This is a genomic window from Arthrobacter sp. SLBN-112 (assembly GCF_006715225.1).
Classification (GTDB): domain Bacteria; phylum Actinomycetota; class Actinomycetes; order Actinomycetales; family Micrococcaceae; genus Arthrobacter.
The window spans coordinates 4,129,855-4,149,784 of the sequence record NZ_VFMU01000001.1 but is presented as its reverse complement, the minus strand read 5'-3'; the positions used below and the strand labels follow the sequence as shown (position 1 = coordinate 4,149,784).

Sequence of the window (19,930 nt, the reverse complement as noted above, 5' to 3'; positions counted from 1 at the left end):
CCGGCGGCCGCCGCATGATCAGTGCCTACACAGGAACGCAGGTCCGGGCAGCCGAGGAACCCCTCCTGGCCGCCGGCCTTGGGGACGTGCTCATGCAGCGCGCCGCGCACGGCCTGGCCAACGCCGTCGTCCGTGAACTCACCTCGCGGGGCCGCCGCCTGAACGGTGCCCGCGTGGTGGTGCTGGCGGGCAAGGGCAACAACGGCGGTGACGGACTCTACGCCGGCGCCTTCCTTGCCGCCCGCGGCATGAGGACGACGGCGGTACTCACCGGGGATGCGGCCCATCCGGCTGGACTGGCCGCCTTTGAGCGCGCGGGCGGCCGGGTGCACCGGCTCACTGGTTCGGCACTTCCGGAACTGGCGGCGGAAGCCGTAGCGGCCGACGTCGTAATTGACGCCGTGCTGGGGACCGGTGCCAAGGGTGGGCTGCGCGGGAGTGCCGCGGACCTGGTCCAGGCAGTCAGTGACGGAAACAGGCGTGGCTTCATGGTGGCCTGCGACCTTCCCAGCGGCGTGGACGCCGATACCGGCCAGGCCCACCTTCCGGTCCTGCCCGCGGACCTGACCGTTACTTTCGGGGGAGCGAAGGCAGGCCTGCTGGCGGACCCCGGCGCTGACTACGCCGGGCGCGTCCTGGTGGTGCCGATCGGAATTGAGGAGCACCTGCCGCAGCCGTCGCTGCGCCGGCTCGAGGACGCCGATCTGGCACACCTCCTGCCGCACCCCGCACGGCGCGCGCAGAAGTATTCCCGCGGCGTGCTGGGCGTGGTGGCCGGCTCCGAGGACTACCCGGGAGCCGCAGTCCTGGCATGCCGGGGCGCCCTTGCCGCAGGAGTGGGCATGGTGCGGTACCTGGGTCCGCCGTCGGTGGCAGACCTGGTGCGGCAGTCCTGCCCGGAGGTGGTGTGCAGCGCCGGGACGGTGGCCGACAACCGCGTGCAGGCGTGGCTGGTGGGCTCCGGCATGGGCCCGCAGGACCACGACCAGCTGGCCCGCGCGCGTGACGCCCTCACGTCCGGCCTTCCCGTCGTTGCGGACGCCGGTGCGCTGCCCGCGCTTCCCGGAACCCTCGCCCCGCACGTGGTGCTGACACCGCATGCAGGGGAGTTGGCATCGCTGTTCCAGCGCTTGGGCGGCGGCGAGGACCGCGATGCGGTGGAGGCGGGGACGCTCGCCGCGGTCCGCCAGGCGGCCGGCCGCACCGGAGCCACCGTCCTGCTCAAGGGCGCAAGCACGCTCGTGGCCGCGCCCTCGGGCGCTACCTTCAGCCAGGCGGACGGCACGCCCTGGCTCGCAACTGCCGGCAGCGGGGATGTCCTTGCCGGCGTCATTGGTGCGCTGCTTGCCCAGGCGGGGCCCGACGTCGGGCCCTTCCGTGAGGCGGGCATCGCGGCGGACGCACGGTGGGCCGCCATCGCCGCACTTGGGGCCGCGCTGCACGGCCGTGCCGGGCGTGCAGCGTCGGAGGGGGTGTCAGGCGGTCCCATCACCGCGGGCGGGGTTGCGAATGCCATACCCGAAATTTGGGGTAAAGTCAGCATGCTTAGTAAACATGGAGCCTGGAAACGTAATAGTCACAGCCAGCCACTACGGTAGGCATTAGTTCGCACCAGCAGCGGGGCGTTCCGATGCCGTCTGCTGCTGACCACAAAATGAGGAGCACGATGGAAGTCTGGCCTGGAAATGCCTACCCGCTGGGAGCTACCTTTGACGGCACCGGCACCAATTTCGCCCTGTTCAGCGAACGGGCCGAGCGGGTGGAACTCTGCCTCCTGTCTGATGACCTGACCGAAACCCGGATCGAACTGACCGAGGTGGACGGCTACGTGTGGCACTGCTATCTGCCGCACATCCAGCCCGGCCAGAAGTACGGCTACCGCGTGCACGGCCCTTACGATCCCGCCAGCGGCAACCGCTTCAACCCGAACAAGCTGCTGATGGACCCCTACGCCAAGGCCGTCCAGGGCCAGATCGACTGGGATCCCGCCCTCTTCTCCTACGAATTCGGCGACCCCGACTCCCGCAACGACGCCGATTCCGCCCCGCACACCATGCACGGCGTGGTCATCAACCCCTTCTTCGAATGGGACGGCGACCGCCAGCTGAAGATCCCTTACCACCAGTCGGTGATCTACGAAGCCCACGTCAAGGGCCTCACCGAGCTGCACCCGGAGATCCCCGAAGAACAGCGCGGCACCTATGCCGGCGTGGCCCACCCCGCGGTCATCGACCACATGAAAAAGCTCGGCGTCACCGCCATCGAGCTCATGCCGGTCCACCAGTTCGTCAACGACGGCACCCTGGTGGAGAAGGGGCTGAACAACTACTGGGGCTACAACACCATCGGCTTCTTCGCCCCGCAGAACACCTACAGCTCCACCGGCGACGTGGGGCACCAGGTCCAGGAATTCAAGGCCATGGTCCGCGACCTGCACCGCGCCGGCATCGAAGTGATCCTCGACGTCGTCTACAACCACACCGCCGAAGGCAACCACCTGGGCCCCACGCTGTCCTTCAAGGGCATCGACAACCAGGCCTACTACCGCCTGGTGGACAACGACCTCAAGCACTACATGGACTACACGGGCACCGGCAACTCGCTGAACGTGCGCCACCCGCACTCCCTGCAGCTGCTCATGGACTCCCTGCGCTACTGGGTCACCGAGATGCACGTGGACGGCTTCCGCTTCGACCTCGCCTCCACCCTGGCCCGCGAGTTCTACGACGTGGACAAGCTCTCCACCTTCTTCGAACTCATCCAGCAGGATCCCGTAGTCTCCCAGGTCAAGCTGATCGCCGAGCCCTGGGACGTTGGTCCCGGCGGATACCAGGTGGGCAACTTCCCGCCGCAGTGGACGGAATGGAACGGCAAGTACCGCGACACCGTCCGGGACTTCTGGCGCGGCGAGCCCTCCACCCTGGGTGAGTTCGCTTCCCGGCTGACCGGCTCCGCCGACCTGTATGAAAGCTCCGCCCGCCGGCCGGTGGCCTCGATCAACTTCGTCACCGCCCATGACGGTTTCACCATGCGCGACCTGGTCTCCTACAACGAGAAGCACAACGAGGCCAACGGCGAAGGCAACAACGACGGCGAATCGCACAACCGGTCCTGGAACTGCGGTGTTGAAGGCGACACGGACGACGACAAGGTCCTGACCCTGCGCGCCCGGCAGCAGCGCAACTTCATCGCCACCCTGCTGCTCTCGCAGGGTGTGCCGATGCTGCTGCACGGCGACGAACTCGGCCGCACGCAGCAGGGCAACAACAACACCTACTGCCAGGACTCCGAGCTCAGCTGGATCCACTGGGAAGCCACGGACCAGCCGCTGGTGGAGTTCACCGCCTTCGTCAACAAGCTCCGCCATGACCACCCCACGTTCCGCCGCAGCCGCTTCTTCGACGGCCGCCCGGTACGCCGTGGCGAAGGCGAGAAGCTCCCGGACATCGTCTGGCTGAAGACCGACGGCACCGAAATGCTGCCCGAGGACTGGGGGAGCGGATTCGGCCGGACCATTGGCGTGTTCTACAACGGCGACGGCATCCAGGAACAGGATTCCCGCGGCCGCCGGATCACCGACGACAGCTTCATCATGGCGTTCAACGCCCACGACGACGTTGTGGACTTCTGCCTGCCCTCCGACGAATACTCCCAGTACTGGGAGGTCCTGATCGATACGGCCAAGCAGGCCGATGCCTACGAGCCCCTCAAGGCGAAGGCGACACTGACGCTGGAAGCGAAGTCGATGGTGGTGCTGCGCGCCTACTCCGGCCCCGAGGAAGAAGTGGACCTTTCCGCCGCGGCTTCCCTGGCCTCCATGGCTGAGCATGAAGAAGCCCAGGAGGAAATGGTGGAAGCCCAGACCAAGGCCGCGGAAACCAGCGCGGCGAAGGCCGAGGAAAACAGGGCCGCAAAGGCGGAGGAGACCAAGGCTGCGAAGGCATCCGAGGCATGAGGACCCCGGTCTCCACCTACCGTTTCCAGATCCGCAGCAGCTTCACCCTGTTCGACGCCGCCGCGCAGGTCCCGTACCTGAAGGACCTCGGCGTGGACTGGGTGTACCTGTCGCCCATCCTCACCGCGGAGAAGGGCTCGGACCACGGCTATGACGTAACCGACCCCTCCGCGGTGGACCCGGCCCGCGGCGGCCCGGAAGGCCTGCTGGCCCTCTCCAGGGCCGCCCGCGAGCACGGCATGGGCGTCCTGGTGGACATCGTGCCCAACCACGTGGGCGTGGCATCCCCGCCGCAGAACCCCTGGTGGTGGTCCCTCCTCAAGGAAGGCCGCGACTCGCCCTACGCCGAAGCCTTCGACGTCGACTGGGAGCTGGGCGGCGGAAAGGTCCGGCTCCCCATGCTGGGCTCCGATGCGGACCTGGACAAGCTGGAAATCAAGGACGGTGAACTCCGCTACTACGACCACCGGTTCCCCCTGGCCGAGGGCTCGTACAGCGACGGTGATTCCCCGCAGGAGGTGCACAGCCGCCAGCATTACCAGCTGATGGACTGGCGCCGTGCCGATGCCGAGCTGAACTACCGGCGGTTCTTTGCCGTCACCACGCTCGCCGGCATCCGCGTTGAGGTGCCGTCGGTCTTCGAAAAGGCCCATGCCGAGGTGGGCCGCTGGTTCACCGACGGCCTGGTGGACGGGCTCCGCGTGGACCATCCGGACGGCCTGGCCGATCCCGCCGGCTACCTTCGCTGGCTCAAGGACCTCAGCGGCGGGGCCTACGTCCTGGTGGAGAAGATCCTTGAACCCGGGGAAGTGCTCCCGCAGGAGTTCGAGTGCGAAGGCACCACCGGATACGACGCCCTGGCGGACGTGGACCGGGTCTTCGTGGACCCGGCTGGACAGCAGGCACTGGACGCACTGGATGCCAGGCTGCGCGGTTCCTCTGCGCCGGCGGACTATGCCGACATGATCCGCGGCACCAAGCGCATGATCGCCGACGGCATCCTCCGCTCCGAGGTGCTGCGCCTGGCCCGACTGGTTCCAGAGTCCTACGGGCTTGAGCTGGACCAGGCCGCCGACGCGATCGCCGAGATCATCGCCTCCTTCCCGGTCTACAGGTCCTACCTGCCGGTGGGCGCCGACGTCCTCAAGGAGGCATGCGAGTCCGCCGCCGCGCACCGGCCGGACCTGGACGTTGCGGTGGGAACCCTCCTTCCGCTGCTGCTGGATCCTGCCAATCCCATTGCCATCCGGTTCCAGCAGACCTCCGGCATGGTCATGGCCAAAGGCGTGGAGGACACTGCGTTCTACCGCTACACCCGGCTGGGCACCCTGACCGAGGTGGGCGCCGAACCCACTGAGTTTGCGGTGGCGCCGGAGGAATTCCACCGGCGGATGCAGCGGCGCCAGCAGGACCTGCCGCTGTCCATGACCACCCTGTCCACCCACGACACCAAGCGCAGCGAGGATGCCAGGGCACGGATCTCGGTGCTTGCCGAGCTGCCGCAGGAGTGGGCGGAAACGCTGGAGACCCTTCGCGGGCTGGCGCCGATCCCCGACGGCCCATACGAGAACCTGCTGTGGCAGGCAATCATCGGCGCCTGGCCTGCCAGCCGGGAACGGCTGCAGGGCTACGCCGAGAAGGCGGCCCGGGAGGCCGGCAACTCCACCAAGTGGACCGACTCCAACGAGGAATTCGAGGCGTCAGTAAAAGCCGCGGTGGATGCGGTCTTCGACAACGACAACGTTGCCAAGGTGGTGGCGGACTTCGTGGCCCGCATCGATGCCTACTCAGCCGCGAACTCGGTGTCCGCCAAGCTGGTCCAGCTGACCATGCCCGGCGTGCCGGACGTGTACCAGGGCAGTGAGTTCTGGGAACGGTCGCTGACCGACCCGGACAACCGCCGCCCCGTGGACTTTGGCGCCCGGCAGGCGGAGCTGGCAAAGCTCGACGCCGGCACGTTGCCGGATGCGGGCACGGAGGCCAGCAAGCTTCTGGTCACCTCGCGGGCCCTCCGCCTGCACCGGGACCGGCCGGAGCTGTTCCAGGGATATACGCCCGTGGCAGCGACCGGGGCGGCAGCCGGGCACCTGCTCGCCTTCAGCCGGGGAACCGACGCCTCCTCCGGTGCGCTCACCCTTGCCACCCGGCTCCCCGCCGGACTGGAAGCCGGCGGCGGGTGGCGGGACACCGCCGTCGACCTTTCCACCACTATGCGGGACGAACTTACGGGGGCCAGCTACGGGCCGGGCCCGGTTTCGGTGGCAGAGGTCCTGGGTACCTACCCGGTGGCCCTGCTGGTACCTGCGGATGGAGTAAAGGAATGACCTTGGTCAACGTTGGACCCGAACGCTTCGACGTGTGGGCGCCGGGCGCTTCATCGGTGGTTTTGCAGGCCGACGGCCGGCAGTACCCGATGGTGGAGAAGGAAACGGAGCCGGGAGCAGAGGGGTGGTGGACCGCCCCCGACGCTCCTGCGGACGGTGACGTGGACTACGGCTACCTGCTGGATGGGGACACCACCCCCATTCCGGATCCCAGGTCCCGGCGGCTCCCTGCCGGCGTGCATGAGCAGTCCAGGACCTACGATCCCGCCGCCTATGCATGGCAGGATTCCGGCTGGCGCGGCAAGGACCTGCAGGGTTCGGTGATCTACGAACTCCACGTGGGCACCTTCACCCCCGAAGGAACCCTGGACGCCGCCGTGGAGAAGCTGGGCTACCTGGCGGACCTGGGCATCGACTTCGTGGAGCTGCTGCCTGTCAACGGCTTCAACGGCACCCATAACTGGGGCTACGACGGTGTCCAGTGGTACACCGTGCACGAAGGCTACGGCGGGCCGGCGGCGTACCAGCGTTTCGTTGATGCTGCCCACGCCGCAGGGCTGGGCGTCATCCAGGACGTGGTGTACAACCACCTGGGCCCCAGCGGGAACTACCTGCCCAAGTTCGGCCCGTACATGAAGCAGGGGGACGCGAACACCTGGGGTGACTCCGTGAACCTGGACGGGCCCGGCTCGGACGTGGTGCGTGAATACATCCTGGACAACGCCGCGCTCTGGCTGCGCGACTACCACGTGGACGGGCTCCGGCTGGACGCCGTACACGCGCTGAAGGATGAACGCGCGGTGCACATCCTGGAGGAGCTTGGAGCTCTGGGCGACGCCATTTCGGCTGAGACCGGGCTGCCCAAGACACTCATCGCCGAATCGGACCTCAACAACCCGCGCCTGCTCTACCCCCGCGATGTCAACGGGTACGGACTGGCCGGGCAGTGGAGCGACGACTTCCACCACGCGGTGCACGTCAGCGTCAGCGGCGAGACCACAGGCTACTACTCGGACTTCAAATCCCTGGCCGTGCTGGCCAAGGTACTGAAGGACGGGTTCCTGCACGACGGCAGCTACTCCAGCTTCCGTGGACGCCATCACGGCCGACCCATCAACGCCTCCCTGGCGCACCCGGCGGCGCTGGTGGTCTGCAACCAGAACCACGACCAGATCGGCAACCGCGCCACCGGGGACAGGCTCTCGCAGTCCCTGTCCTACGGACAGCTCGCCGTGGCCGCGGTGCTCACGCTGACCTCCCCGTTCACGCCCATGCTGTTCATGGGCGAGGAATACGGCGCCACCACACCGTGGCAGTTCTTCACCTCCCACCCGGAACCTGAGCTCGGGAAGGCCACCGCGGAAGGGCGCATCAAGGAGTTCGAGCGCATGGGGTGGGATCCCGCCGTCGTGCCCGACCCGCAGGACCCGGAAACCTTCCGCCGGTCCAAGCTGGACTGGGCCGAGGCCTCCACCGGCGACCACGCGCGGCTCCTGGAGCTGTATCGGGCGCTGACGGCGCTGCGCCGCGAGCATTCGGAACTGGCAGGGCTTGGCTTTGCCGAAACGGAGGTTTCGTTCGACGACGATGCCGGCTGGCTGCGTTTCCGGCGCGGCAGCGTTGAGGTGCTGGTGAATTTCTCCGACTCGAAGGTCCGGCTGGACGAAGCTTCCGGCAGCGTCCTGCTGGCCACGGACGAAGGAACCGCGCTGGACAGCGGGAACCTGGACAGCGGATCGCTGGACCTGGCGCCTTGGAGCGCCGCGATCCTCAAGTCCTAAAACGAAAGGTTGCGCCGCGGACCAAGGTCCGCGGCGTAACTTTTCTGCTGAGCGCTAACACCTGGCGTGTTGCCCACGTCACAACTGGCAGGATGGAATGTATGACTTATTCAGCAGCGGACAACCGCTACGAATCAATGCCCTACCGCCGCGTGGGCCGCAGTGGCCTCAAACTCCCGGCCATCTCCCTGGGCCTGTGGCACAACTTCGGCGACGACAAGCGCTTCGAGGAACAGCGGGACATCCTGCGCCGCGCCTTCGACCTCGGCGTCAACCACTTCGACCTTGCCAACAACTACGGGCCGCCGGACGGGTCCGCCGAAACCAACTTCGGCCGGCACCTGCGTGACGACTTCAAGCCCTACCGCGACGAACTCGTCATCTCCACCAAGGCCGGCTACTACATGTGGCCCGGACCCTACGGTGAATGGGGATCCCGCAAATACCTGATCTCCAGCCTGGACCAGTCGCTGCAGCGCATGGGGCTGGACTACGTGGACATCTTCTACAGCCACCGGCCGGATCCGGAAACGCCCATGGAAGAGACCATGGGCGCGCTGGACTACGCCGTCCGTTCGGGCAAGGCACTGTACGCTGGCATCTCGTCCTACACCCCGGAACAGACCCTCGAGGCCGCCCGCATCCTCAAGGAACTGGGGACGCCGCTGCTGATCCACCAGCCCAGCTACTCCATGCTCAACCGCTGGACCGAGGACGGCTCGCCAAACCTGTACGAGGCGCTGGACCAGGTGGGCGCCGGATCCATCGCCTTCTCGCCGCTGGCCCAGGGCATGCTCACGGACCGCTACCTCCACGGCATCCCCGCCGATTCGAGGGCAGCCAAGGCCCGCTTCCTCTCGGAGGACTCCATTACGGAGGAGAAACTCGACCGGGTCCGCGGGCTGCGGAAGATTGCCGAAGGCCGCGGACAGTCCCTGGCCCAGATGGCCATCGCGTGGATCCTGCGGGACCAGCCCAAGGGATCGCCCGTCACCTCCGCCCTGATCGGCGCCTCAAGTGTCCGGCAGTTGGAGGACAGCCTGTCCGCCATCAACAACCTCAGCTTCTCCGACGACGAACTGACCGCCATCGACGAATTCGCGGTGGAGTCGGACATCAACCTCTGGAAGCAAAACGCCTGACAGATGATTTCTTACGTGACGGGACCGGGCGCAACCGCGCCTGGTCCCGCTGCGTTGGGTAGTATGAAAAGGCGCCGCGCGGCGCCGTGCCAGCCGGCCGCCGTCGTACTTTCTGCGAGGCAAACCCGGCCGGCTGACGTTTGTCCCCAAAGGAGTTCTGTGTCTTCACATCCGATCCGTGTTGCAATCGTTGGCGTGGGCAACTGCGCCGCCTCGCTGGTGCAGGGCGTCCAGTACTACAAGGATGCCGATCCTGCTGAGACCGTTCCCGGCCTGATGCACGTTGAGTTTGGCCAGTACCACGTGGGCGATGTTCAGTTCGTCGCCGCGTTTGATGTTGACGGCAAGAAGGTCGGTGTTGACCTGTCTGACGCCATCCTGGCCAGCGAGAACAACACCATCAAGATCGCCGACGTCCCGCCCACCGGTGTCACCGTCCAGCGCGGCCACACCCTGGACGGACTCGGCAAGTACTACCTCGAGACCATCGAGGAATCCACCGAAGAGCCCGTGGACGTGGTCCAGGCACTCAAGGACGCCGAGGTTGACGTCCTGGTCTGCTACCTGCCCGTCGGGTCCCAGGAAGCGGCGGAGTTCTACGCCCAGGCTGCCATCGACGCCGGCGTGGCGTTCGTTAACGCCCTGCCGGTCTTCATCGCCGGGACCAAGGAGTGGGCTGACAAGTTCACCGCTGCCGGTGTTCCGATCGTCGGTGACGACATCAAGAGCCAGATCGGCGCCACCATCACCCACCGCGTGATGGCCAAGCTGTTCGAGGACCGGGGTGTGACCCTGGACCGGACGTACCAGCTGAACGTCGGCGGCAACATGGACTTCAAGAACATGCTGGAGCGTGACCGGCTCGAGTCCAAGAAGATCTCCAAGACCCAGGCCGTGACCTCCAACGTCGAGGCCGAACTGGCTGCCAAGGACGTGCACATCGGCCCGTCCGACTATGTGCAGTGGCTCGATGACCGCAAGTGGGCGTTCGTGCGCCTGGAGGGCCGCAACTTCGGCGACGCCCCCGTGTCGCTGGAATACAAGCTGGAGGTCTGGGACTCGCCGAACTCCGCCGGTGTGATCATCGACGCCATCCGCGCCGCCAAGATCGGCCTGGACCGCAGCATCGGCGGCCCGCTGCTCTCGGCTTCGAGCTACTTCATGAAGTCCCCGCCGGAGCAGTTCAACGACGACCTCGCCCGCGAGAAGGTTGAAGCCTTCATCCGCGGCGACCTGGAGCGCTAAGCTCCAAGCCCTCGTTGCTCTATCAGTTGTGGTCCCTAAACCCCAAGGTTAGGAACCACAACTGATAGAGCAACTGTGTTTAAAAGTCCCGGAGGGCGGCTCGGATTTGCCTTACCGCCCGGCGGAAGTCATCGGCCAGATCGTCAGCGTTGAACTTGAAATAACGCCAGTGCGCAGAGTGGAAGTTTTCGTCCCGCCGGTTATCGCGGGACTGTTGATCGCGCGTAAGGTGATGGCCGCCGTCGTACTGCACAGCGATCTGGTGCCGCCGATAGCCCAAATCTGCGGCAGGGGAGTAGGCGTCTCCCGGGACAATCTGAACCTGCAGCTCTGGCTCCGGAAGCCCTGCTTCGATCATGGCAAGGCGAAGGAAGGTTTCCGGCGCGGAGTCTGCTCCCACGCGAATCATGTCGACGGCGGCACGCGCCTTGACGATGCCCTGCATCTTGGGGTGCCGCGTCAGCAACTGGCGAAGTTCGGTAATGCTCGACCAGGGCTGTGTTCGCAGCTCAAGTCCCTGGTGAGGTTGGCGGACGAGCTGATCACCGATAGCTACGACATGTTCCAAAGGAAGCAGTCGAGCCAGGTCCAGCCACGTCCGCGCTGGGGTTGAGATCCGCATCTGTTCCCAGTCCATCGCTTCGTTCTCATAGGCGAGAACGGTATGTCCGATGACACCTTCGCGCCTGACCTGGGGCAACGATCGCGGTTTGCTGAGGTGCAGATCCCTGCAATCCTTCAGCCACGGCGGGAGCCAGAGTCCCAGAAGTATCGCTGCTGTCTGGTGTGAAATCCATGCTCCGGGAGTTGCTGCCGATAAGGCACGTGCCAGAGCCGGAAGCTCAAACTCCCACGTGGAGGGCAGATACAGCGCTCGGCCTCCGGTAGTCAGATCGGACGAGCGTAGCCGTCCCGGGCTCAGGCTTGCGGCCCTCGCTTCAAGGACCGTGAAGGGAGAACTTGCGAGATGGGCCGGCAGTGGCGGGACGGGTCGCATGGGGATCATTGTTGCCCGTAAGTCCCGGGCCCTGCAGAAGTTGTCCACACCCTTTCGTTGCTCTATCAGATATGGTCCCTAAACCCGGAGGTTAGGGACCATATCTGATAGAGCAACTCGGGGGTGTCAGGTGAGGCCGACCGGGTTGCCGTCAGCGTCCACGTCCATCCGCAGAGCTGCCGGGACGGCGGGGAGGCCGGGCATGGTCATCACGGCCCCGGTCAGCGCCACGATGAAGCCCGCGCCGGTTTTGGGCAGCAGGTCGCGGACATGGATGGTGAAGCCCTTGGGGGCGCCCAGGCGGGAGGCTTCGTCCGTGAAGGAGTACTGCGTCTTGGCCATGCACACGGGCAGCGAGCCCCATCCGTTGCGCTCGATATCGGCGAGCCGCTTCAGGGCCGGGACGGAGAAGTCCACGCCGTCCGCGCCGTAAATCTCCTGCACGATGGTCCGGATCTTGTCCTCAACCGACAGCCCCAGGGAGTAGAGGTGCCTGAAGCTGTTGGGCCCGGCCACCGCCTCGGCGACCAAAGCCGCGAGTTGATCACCGCCGTCCCCGCCACCGCCCCGGCCCCATACATCGGCAACGGCCGCCGGCACACCCTCGGCCGCGCACCAGGCGAGCAGCCAGTCGAGTTCCTCGGGCGAATCGGACGAGAACTGGTTGATGGCCACAACGGGGGTCACGCCGAACTTCTCCACGTTGCGGATGTGCCGGCGCAGGTTCTCTGTGCCGGCTTCCAGTGCAGCCGGGTCCGGCCGGGTCAGTTCGGCCTTGGCCAGCCCGCCCTGCATCTTCAGGGCACGGACCGTGGCCACCACCACCACGGCGGAGGGGGCCAGAGCGCCGATCCGGGCCTTGATGTTCATGAACTTCTCCGCCCCCAGGTCTGCGCCGAAGCCCGCCTCGGTCACCACGATGTCCGCCAGCCGCCGGGCTGTCTGGGTGGCGATCAGGGAGTTGCAGCCGTGGGCAATGTTGGCGAACGGGCCGCCGTGCACCAGGGCAGGGGTGCCCGCGATGGTCTGCACCAGGTTCGGTTTGACGGCTTCCTTCAGCAGCAGGGTCAGGGCCCCCTGCACGCCCAGATCGGCCACTGTCACGGGTGCGCGGTCGTAGGTGTACCCGAAGGTGATCCGGCCCAGGCGCTCCCTGAGGTCAGCAATGTCCGTGGCCAGGCAGAAAACAGCCATGATCTCGGATGCCACGGTGATGTCGAACCCGTCCTGGCGCGGGACACCCTGGGAGGGGCCGCCCAAGCCGATCACCACTTCCCGCAAGGCACGGTCGTTCATGTCCAGCACACGCTTGAAGGTCATCCGCCGCGGGTCGATATTCAGGGCGTTGCCCTGGTAAATGTGGTTGTCCACCAGGGCCATCAGGGCGTTGTTGGCCGACGTGATGGCATGGAAGTCGCCGGTGAAGTGCAGATTGATCTCATCCATGGGGAGCACCTGTGAGTAGCCGCCTCCAGTGGCACCGCCCTTCATGCCCAGCACCGGACCGAGCGACGGCTCCCGCAGGGCGATCATCACCTTGTGGCCGGCGCGGGCAAGGGAATCTGCCAGCCCCACCGTGATGGTCGACTTCCCTTCGCCGGCCGGCGTGGGGGACATGGCCGACACCAGCACCACCTTCCCGGCCGGTGGCGGCGCGTCCAGGCGTGCGGGGTCGATCTTTGCCTTGTACCGCCCGTACAACTCCAGGGCTTCAGGGTTGATCCCTGCGGCAACCGCGATATCCCCGATGGGCCGGATCTGCGCAGCACGGGCTATCTGAAGATCAGAGGGGAGAGCAGACATCCTTGTCCTTTCCTGCACAGGCTCCTGTACCGGGCGGCGCCGGAGACCTGCCCCTAAGCTAACAGCACCCAAGGCGCCGGCGAAGGAAAAGCTGGGGAAGGAAAATCAGGAAGCCGGAACAACCGGGGCCAGTCGCCGGCCCACAAAGTTTTCGACGGCGGCGTGGTAGCTTTCCAGCGTGATGGCAGCCGTGCGCTGCCAGCCGGAGTTCTGGGCGCGGATAGCGGCGGCGCGGCCCAGATCCTCGCGGGTGGCGGGGTCGTCGTACAGGGCTTCCAGGGCATCGGCCCAGTCCGCTGCGTGGTGCCCGTCCACCAGCAGGCCGGTCCGGCCGTGGAAGATGGCGCGGGAGAGCCCGCCCACCCGGGTGGCCACCACGGGCGTGCCGCAGGCCTGCGCCTCAAGCGCCACGAGCCCGAAGGACTCGCTGAAGGACGGCATCACCACTACGTCCGCCGCGCGGAACCAGGACGCCAGCTCAGGTGCCTTCACGGGCGGAAGCTGCGTGACGACGTCGTCCATTCCTGCCTCCGCAATCAGGCAGCGCAGGTTGAATTCCTTGTTGCCGCTCAAGGCGCCCAGGATGGTGACGCGCAGATCGATGTCCGGGCGGCGTTTCCGCAGCAGCGCCGCCGCCTTGACCAGGACCTGCGGGCCTTTCAGCCTTTGGATGCGGCCGGCGAACACCAGGTGGAAGGTGTCCGGGCTGATGCCGTGCTGGGCCCGGGACCGGGCACGGAACGCGGGGGTAAAGGTGGCCAGGTCCACCCCGGGAGGGGCGATGTCGATGCGGTCGTACGTGGCACCGTAGTGGGAGACGAGTTCGGCTGCTTCGGAACTGGTGTTGGCAATAAGCCTGGCCGCGCCGTCCACGATGCGGTGCTCGCCCACCTCGCGCCGCCGGGGCTCGGGCTGTTCGCCGGACTCCAGCAGCAGGTTCTTGACCTTGGCCATGGTGTGCATGGTGTGCACCAGCGGCACGCCCCACAGCTCGGACAGTTCCAGGCCGGCGATCCCGGACACCCAGTAATGCGAATGGATGACGTCGTAGCGGCCGTGCGGCTGGCGGCGCCGGATCTGCTCGATCTGGGCCACCATGGCGTGCAGCAGCCCGGGAAGCTCCTCTTTGGGGATCTTCCGGGGCGGTCCGGCCATGACATTGTGCACGCACACGCCGGGATCGGGATGTTCGACGGCGGGCTGGTCCGCTGAGGTGGCGCGCGTGAAAATCTCCACCTCCACGCCCGCCTCGGCCAGCGCGGACGCCAGCTCGCGGATGTAGACATTCATTCCACCGGCATCACCGGAGCCCGGTTGTTCCATGGGGGAGGTGTGGAGGGAAAGTAACGCGACCCTGCGGATCAATGCCACGGGACCTCCTTCCGGCAGCCGGCAGGTGTCAGGGGAGCCGGCTCAGTGCGCATTCGATAAAACATTACTCCTTCCCCTAACGCCTGCCGCCCTCCCACATCTTCCCCAAAGCCGGGAAAGCCTGCTCGTAACCCGCCAGAAGCTTCGCCGCCCGGTCCGGCGGCTCCACGAGCGGGTGCCGGGCAAAGGCCTCCAGGGCCGCGTCACGGTTGCCGGTGGTGGCAGCAAGGACCACGAGCCGTTCCACCTCTTTGACCCGCTGGAGCAGGCCGAGCTGCGGGCCGTCCGGTGCCTGCTGCGGCAGGGGGACCGCGCCGTAGGCAGTCACGGTACAGGGAACCTCGACGACGGCGTCCGCGGGAAGGCCGGGAATGGCGGGTTGGGTAACGGCTGCTGGAGCCGTGGCGGACGCGGGTGCGTGGGCTTCGGGTTGCCCGGCCGGGGCCAGCGTGTTCCGGGTGTTCAGGACCAGTTGGGTGTCCCCGCCACCGGCGAGTGCCCGCATGGCCGCCAGCGCCACCCGCTCATAGCCGCCGCCGGCCAGGTCCTCCTCGGCCCGGCGCTCGCCGTCGTGCCTGGCCTCGGCCAGGTAGCCCTCCTCGCGGGAGCGCCGCGCCTCCTCCCACAACCGGTAGGCGTCAGGCCCCGCAGAGGCCAGCCGGGGATACAGCTCCTGCTGCTGGTGGTGGATGCTTTCGCCGCGGGTCTGCGCCATTGCCTGCATGGCCCGCCGGGCTGCGTCACGCTGGTAGTAGTAGTACAGGTACTCGTTGGGAAGCATGCCCAGTTCCGCCAGGAACGGCTGCGGGAAGAGCCGGCCTTCCTCGAACGACTGGAGAGCCCCGGCGTCGGCCAACAGGGCAGGCAGCACGTCCCGGCCGCCGGACTCCAGCCGGTACAGCCAGCCCAGGTGGTTCAGCCCGTAGTAGCCCACGCCGTCGAGCCGCCCTTCCGGCAACTGCACGCGGGCAGCGGCCGCCGCCCGCTGCACCAGGCCGCCCGCAGAATCACAGATCCCGATGACCCGGCGCCCAAGGACCGGAACCAGCGCCTCCGTGACCATTCCGGCGGGGTTGGTGAAATTGATCAGCGACGCGTCAGGACAGTGTTCCCGCATCAACCGGGCAAGGTGCAGCATGTGCGGAATGGTCCGCAAAGCATAGGAAATCCCGCCGGCCCCCGTGGTTTCCTGCCCCAGCAGTCCCAGGTCCTGCGCCACCGCCTCGTCCGCAACGCGCCCCGCCGTGCCGCCCGGCCGGATCGCGGCGAACACCATCGTGGTGCCGGACAGGGCTTCGGCAAGATTGTTGGTGGCACGGACCGGAAGACGGGCACCGTCACCCCCGGGCATGCTCTCCAGCACCGCGGTGACGGCATCAAGGCGGGCGGGATCGACGTCGTACAGCACCAGTTCGGTGACCAGTCCCGAAAAGCGGCCGGACACCAGGGCCCGGAATATCAACGGAACCCGGAAACCCCCGCCGCCGGCAATCAGAAGCCGCATACCATGCAGTCTAGGACCAGCCTCCGACACCCCGTCCACACCTGTCGAAGGTCCCTACCGCAGCTGTGGGGCACGGCGTATCCTGCGCACTATGGACGCGATCCCCGCACGCCCCTTCGACCCCCTGGCTGCCGTCCGTTCACCCGGGGAACCCGGATTCGACCTCCTGCTGGCCGGAACCGTGTTCCAGGACATCATCTTCACCGGCCTGCCCCACGGCCCCGAACCCGGCACGGAAATCTGGAGCGACGGCATGGGCAGCTGCCCCGGCGGGGTGGCGAACCAGGCCATCGCCGCTGCCAGGCTGGGGTTGCGCACCGGTTTGGCTGCCGCGTTCGGGGACGACGGTTACGGGGACTTCAACTGGAAGATCCTCTCCGGCCAGGAGCACGTTGACCTCAGCCTCTCCCGCCGCGTCCCGGGCTGGCACTCGCCGGTGACGGTGTCCCTCTGCGTGGACGGCGACCGTTCCCTGGTAACCCACGGACACTCGGCGCCGGTGACAAACTCCGAGCTGATTGGAGACCCGCCCAAGGCGCGCGCCGGCATCGCCGAGGTGGGCCTCGAGGTTGAGCCGTGGGCCCGGGCAGCCCATGCCGCCGGGGTGAGGCTGTTTGGGGACGTGGGGTGGGACCCCAGCGGGGAGTGGGCCCCGGTGCGGCTCGACAACCTGCAGTACTTCTACGCCTTCCTGCCCAACCAGCGTGAGGCCATGGCGTTCACTGGCAAGGACAATCCCTGGAGTGCCCTCTACGCGCTGGCGGACCGTGTTCCGGTGGCGGTTGTGACCCTGGGTCCCCAGGGCGCCATGGCCGTGGACTCGGAAACCGGTGAGGAAGAGTGGGTCCCGTCGCTTCCGGTCAAGGCACATGACCCCACCGGAGCGGGCGACTGCTTTGACGCGGCGTTCATTGTGGGAACCCTGGCCGGCTGGCCCCTGGGGGACAGGCTGCGGTTCGCCAACCTGTGCGCGGCCCTGGCGGTACAGGAGGTGGGCGGCTCGCTGGCCGCCCCGGGCTGGGGCGACATCGCCGACTGGTGGAGACGCGCCAACGCCCGCCCGGAACGGCAGACGAGCCAATGGCTGCGGCGCTTCGCGTTCCTCGCGGACATCATCGAAGACGTGCCGCTGGCAGCCCAGCGCAGGGCGGCAGCCACCATCGCTCACCTGTCGGATGCCTAGGGAGTCCTGGAGGCCCTGATTATTCGGCGCGAAGTGCCCGCACTAGAATCACTTAGGTGACTTACCCCGCAACAACCGGTGAATTCAGCGCTGCCTCCGGGCCGAACCCCCGCCACGAGCGGTCCGCCGTGATCGACCTTGACGCCATCCGGCACAACGTCCGCCGGCTTGCCGCCGCAGCTTCCCCCGCGAAAGTCATGGCAGTGGTCAAAGCGGATGCGTACGGGCACGGCGCCGTTCCAGTCGCCCGCGCAGCCCTGCAGGCCGGCGCAGCCTGGCTCGGAGTGGCCCACATTTCCGAGGCCCTCGCGCTGCGCGCAGCCGGCATCGACGCGCCGCTCCTCGCCTGGCTGCACACCACGGACAGCAACTTCGGCGCCGCCGTGGCCGCCGGCGTCGACATTGGCTGCTCCGGCTGGGAGTTGGAACGCATCGTGGCCGCCGCCCGTGAACAGGAGCGCCCGGCACGGGTGCACCTCAAGGTGGACACTGGGCTGGGACGCAACGGAGCCACCCCCGAGGCCTGGGACCGCCTGGTGGGGGAGGCCGTGGAGTACCAGGACCAGGGCCTGCTGCGCGTGGTGGGCATCTTCTCCCACCTGGCCGTGGCTGACGAGCCGGAGCGGCCCGAGACTGACCAGCAGGTGGCCGCCTTCCGGGAGGCGCTGGCCATCGCCGAGGACGCGGGCGTGGACCCCGAGGTCCGGCACCTCGCCAACACCCCCGCCACCCTGTCCCGGCCGGACACCCACTTCGACCTGGTCAGGGTTGGCCTGGGCATCTACGGTCTGTCGCCGTTTGACGGCCAGACCTCAGCCGAGCTCGGGCTTCGTCCGGCCATGACGCTGCGCACCCTGGTGTCGCAGTGCAAGGAGGTTCCCGAAGGACAGGGCGTCTCCTACGGCCTGCATTACCGCACCAGGAGCGCGAGCACCCTGGCCCTGATTCCCATGGGCTATGCCGACGGCGTACCGCGGATCGCCACCGGCGGGCCCGTCCGCGTAGGCGGGAAGACCTATCCGGTAGTGGGCCGGATCGCCATGGACCAGATGGTCATCGACCTTGGGCCCGAGGCATCCGGGGCGGCACTGCAGGGTACGGAAGCCGTCCTCTTTGGTGACGGTGCCGACGGCGGACCCACAGCGGAGGACTGGGCCCGCGCCGCCGGAACCATCAACTATGAGATCGTGACCCGCATCAGCCCCCGTGTTCCGCGCCGCTTCATCAACGAGGACGAACCGGCGGGCAGCGGCCAGGGCCTGGTGGGCGTGCCCCGCACGGCGGGGGCCGCATGAGCGCGCCGGAAGAGTTGGCCGCCAACCCGGCCGCCAACTGGGAAAAGACATTCACGGCGACGACGGCGGACCAGACGCACGCGTTCGGCGCGCGTTTGGCGGAGGTGCTGCAGGCCGGGGACCTGCTGGTGCTGTCCGGCGAGTTGGGTGCCGGAAAAACGACGTTCACCCAGGGACTGGGCGAGGGCCTGGGTGTCCGCGCCGGCATCATCTCGCCAACGTTCGTCCTGGTCCGGATCCACCCGAACCTGCCCGATGGCCCGCGACCCGGCGGCCCCGACCTGGTGCACGTGGACGCGTACCGGCTGGGTTCGGCGGCGGAAATTGACGACATCGACCTCGAAAACACCATGGACTCGTCCGTGACGGTGGTGGAGTGGGGGCATGAGCGGGTGGAGCACCTGAGCGACAGCCGGCTGGAAATCGACCTCCTGCGTGCCATCGGGCTTGATATCTCTGCCAGCGGAGCCGGAGGTGGGACCCTGGACTTCGACGGCGAGGACACCGACGAGCCGCGCACCATCGTGATGCGCGGGTACGGGCCGAGGTGGGCAAGCGCCCCGGAACTGGGCGGGCCGGAACTGGGCGGACCGGAACTTGATGCGCCGCAAGGAAACATCCCATGCTGATCCTCGCGATTGACACCTCCGCAGTGGCCAGCGCGGCGCTGCTGTCCAATGAAGCACCGGAAGGCGTGCTGGCCAGCTTCGCCACCGAAGACACGCGCAGCCATGCCGAGGTGCTCGCGCCGGGCATCCACGCCATGCTGGCAGACGCCGGCGTCACCGGACAGGACATCGATGCGCTGGTGGTGGGGGTGGGTCCTGGCCCCTTCACCGGGCTGCGCTCGGGCATTGCCACGGCACGGACACTCGCGTTTGTCTGGGGCAAACCCCTGCACGGACTGATGAGCCTGGACGCGGTGGCACTGGAGGTAGCCGAATCCACTGTCGCCGTCCCGGAGTTCCTGGTGGTGACCGATGCCCGCCGGAAAGAGGTCTACTGGGCCCGCTACAGCCTGGACGACGGCCAGTTGCCGCAGCTGGAGGACGGTCCGCATGTCGGATTCGCTGCCGGCCTGCCGGACCTGCCCGCGTTCGGCGCGGGCGCAGGCCTTTACGCCGACGTCCTACACGCTCATCCGGAGTTCGCGGCGGAGCAGCCTGACGCACTGTACCTTGGCCAGTTCGCCCTGGCCAGGCTCGCTGCCGGCGACGCCCTGCCGGACACCACACCCCTGTACCTGCGCGAATCGGACGCCCAGGTCCCCGGACCACGGAAGCGGGCACTGTGAGTACCACCCCGGAACCCCGCACAGCAGCCGTCACCG

14 protein-coding genes are annotated in these 19,930 nt (G+C 67.4%); 10 read left to right on the top strand and 4 right to left on the bottom strand.

Annotation, left to right across the window (positions count from 1 at the left end; genetic code table 11):
- Positions 1-14 precede the first annotated feature (14 nt).
- From FBY33_RS19015 to FBY33_RS18990, 6 genes are all read left to right on the top strand, one after another.
- Complete coding sequence (locus FBY33_RS19015; protein WP_142031951.1) at positions 15-1,598, top strand: NAD(P)H-hydrate epimerase; 1,584 nt, start codon at positions 15-17, stop codon at positions 1,596-1,598.
- Between the two features lie 68 nt (positions 1,599-1,666).
- Positions 1,667-3,955: a glycogen debranching protein GlgX gene (gene glgX, locus FBY33_RS19010; protein ID WP_142031950.1), complete on the top strand. Its 2,289-nt coding sequence runs from the start codon at positions 1,667-1,669 to the stop codon at positions 3,953-3,955.
- Entirely contained in the window at positions 3,952-6,279 is a 2,328-nt protein-coding gene (gene treY, locus FBY33_RS19005) for a malto-oligosyltrehalose synthase (RefSeq protein WP_142031948.1), read from the top strand. Before glgX ends, treY begins: the two co-directional genes overlap by 4 nt.
- Positions 6,276-8,060: a malto-oligosyltrehalose trehalohydrolase gene (gene treZ, locus FBY33_RS19000; protein WP_142031947.1), complete on the top strand. Its 1,785-nt coding sequence runs from the start codon at positions 6,276-6,278 to the stop codon at positions 8,058-8,060. Before treY ends, treZ begins: the two co-directional genes overlap by 4 nt.
- Positions 8,061-8,161: 101 nt before the next feature.
- Positions 8,162-9,202, top strand: coding sequence for an L-glyceraldehyde 3-phosphate reductase (gene mgrA, locus FBY33_RS18995; RefSeq protein WP_142031945.1), 1,041 nt, complete (start codon positions 8,162-8,164; stop codon positions 9,200-9,202).
- Positions 9,203-9,361: 159 nt separating this feature from the next.
- On the top strand, positions 9,362-10,447 hold the full coding sequence (locus FBY33_RS18990) for an inositol-3-phosphate synthase (protein WP_142031943.1): 1,086 nt from the start codon (positions 9,362-9,364) through the stop codon (positions 10,445-10,447).
- Positions 10,448-10,526: 79 nt separating this feature from the next.
- Here the strand turns inward: FBY33_RS18990 and FBY33_RS18985 are convergent, their stop codons facing one another.
- From FBY33_RS18985 to FBY33_RS18970, 4 genes are all read right to left on the bottom strand, one after another.
- Entirely contained in the window at positions 10,527-11,147 is a 621-nt protein-coding gene (locus tag FBY33_RS18985; protein ID WP_327436759.1) for a DUF559 domain-containing protein, read from the bottom strand.
- A gap of 423 nt (positions 11,148-11,570) precedes the next feature.
- The gene (locus tag FBY33_RS18980; RefSeq protein ID WP_142031940.1) at positions 11,571-13,247 is read right to left on the bottom strand and encodes a formate--tetrahydrofolate ligase; all 1,677 of its coding nucleotides are present in this window, start codon (positions 13,245-13,247) and stop codon (positions 11,571-11,573) included.
- Between the two features lie 105 nt (positions 13,248-13,352).
- Positions 13,353-14,618, bottom strand: coding sequence for a D-inositol-3-phosphate glycosyltransferase (mshA, locus tag FBY33_RS18975; RefSeq protein WP_142031938.1), 1,266 nt, complete (start codon positions 14,616-14,618; stop codon positions 13,353-13,355).
- Between the two features lie 76 nt (positions 14,619-14,694).
- On the bottom strand, positions 14,695-16,122 hold the full coding sequence (locus FBY33_RS18970) for a family 4 glycosyl hydrolase (protein WP_142031937.1): 1,428 nt from the start codon (positions 16,120-16,122) through the stop codon (positions 14,695-14,697).
- A gap of 91 nt (positions 16,123-16,213) precedes the next feature.
- Between FBY33_RS18970 and FBY33_RS18965 the strand changes: the two genes are divergently transcribed.
- Genes FBY33_RS18965 through tsaB form a run of 4 tightly spaced genes read left to right on the top strand, consistent with a single transcriptional unit; the run spans position 16,214 to position 19,894 of the window.
- On the top strand, positions 16,214-17,305 hold the full coding sequence (locus FBY33_RS18965) for a carbohydrate kinase family protein (protein WP_142031935.1): 1,092 nt from the start codon (positions 16,214-16,216) through the stop codon (positions 17,303-17,305).
- 56 nt (positions 17,306-17,361) lie between these two features.
- Positions 17,362-18,600, top strand: a complete 1,239-nt coding sequence (gene alr, locus FBY33_RS18960) for an alanine racemase (RefSeq protein WP_142031933.1) — start codon at positions 17,362-17,364, stop codon at positions 18,598-18,600.
- Positions 18,597-19,229 carry a tRNA (adenosine(37)-N6)-threonylcarbamoyltransferase complex ATPase subunit type 1 TsaE gene (gene tsaE / locus FBY33_RS18955; RefSeq protein WP_142031932.1) on the top strand — a complete coding sequence of 211 codons (633 nt, stop codon included), beginning with the start codon at positions 18,597-18,599 and terminating at the stop codon, positions 19,227-19,229. Before alr ends, tsaE begins: the two co-directional genes overlap by 4 nt.
- Entirely contained in the window at positions 19,223-19,894 is a 672-nt protein-coding gene (gene tsaB, locus FBY33_RS18950; protein ID WP_142031930.1) for a tRNA (adenosine(37)-N6)-threonylcarbamoyltransferase complex dimerization subunit type 1 TsaB, read from the top strand. Before tsaE ends, tsaB begins: the two co-directional genes overlap by 7 nt.
- The last annotated feature ends 36 nt before the right edge of the window (positions 19,895-19,930 follow it).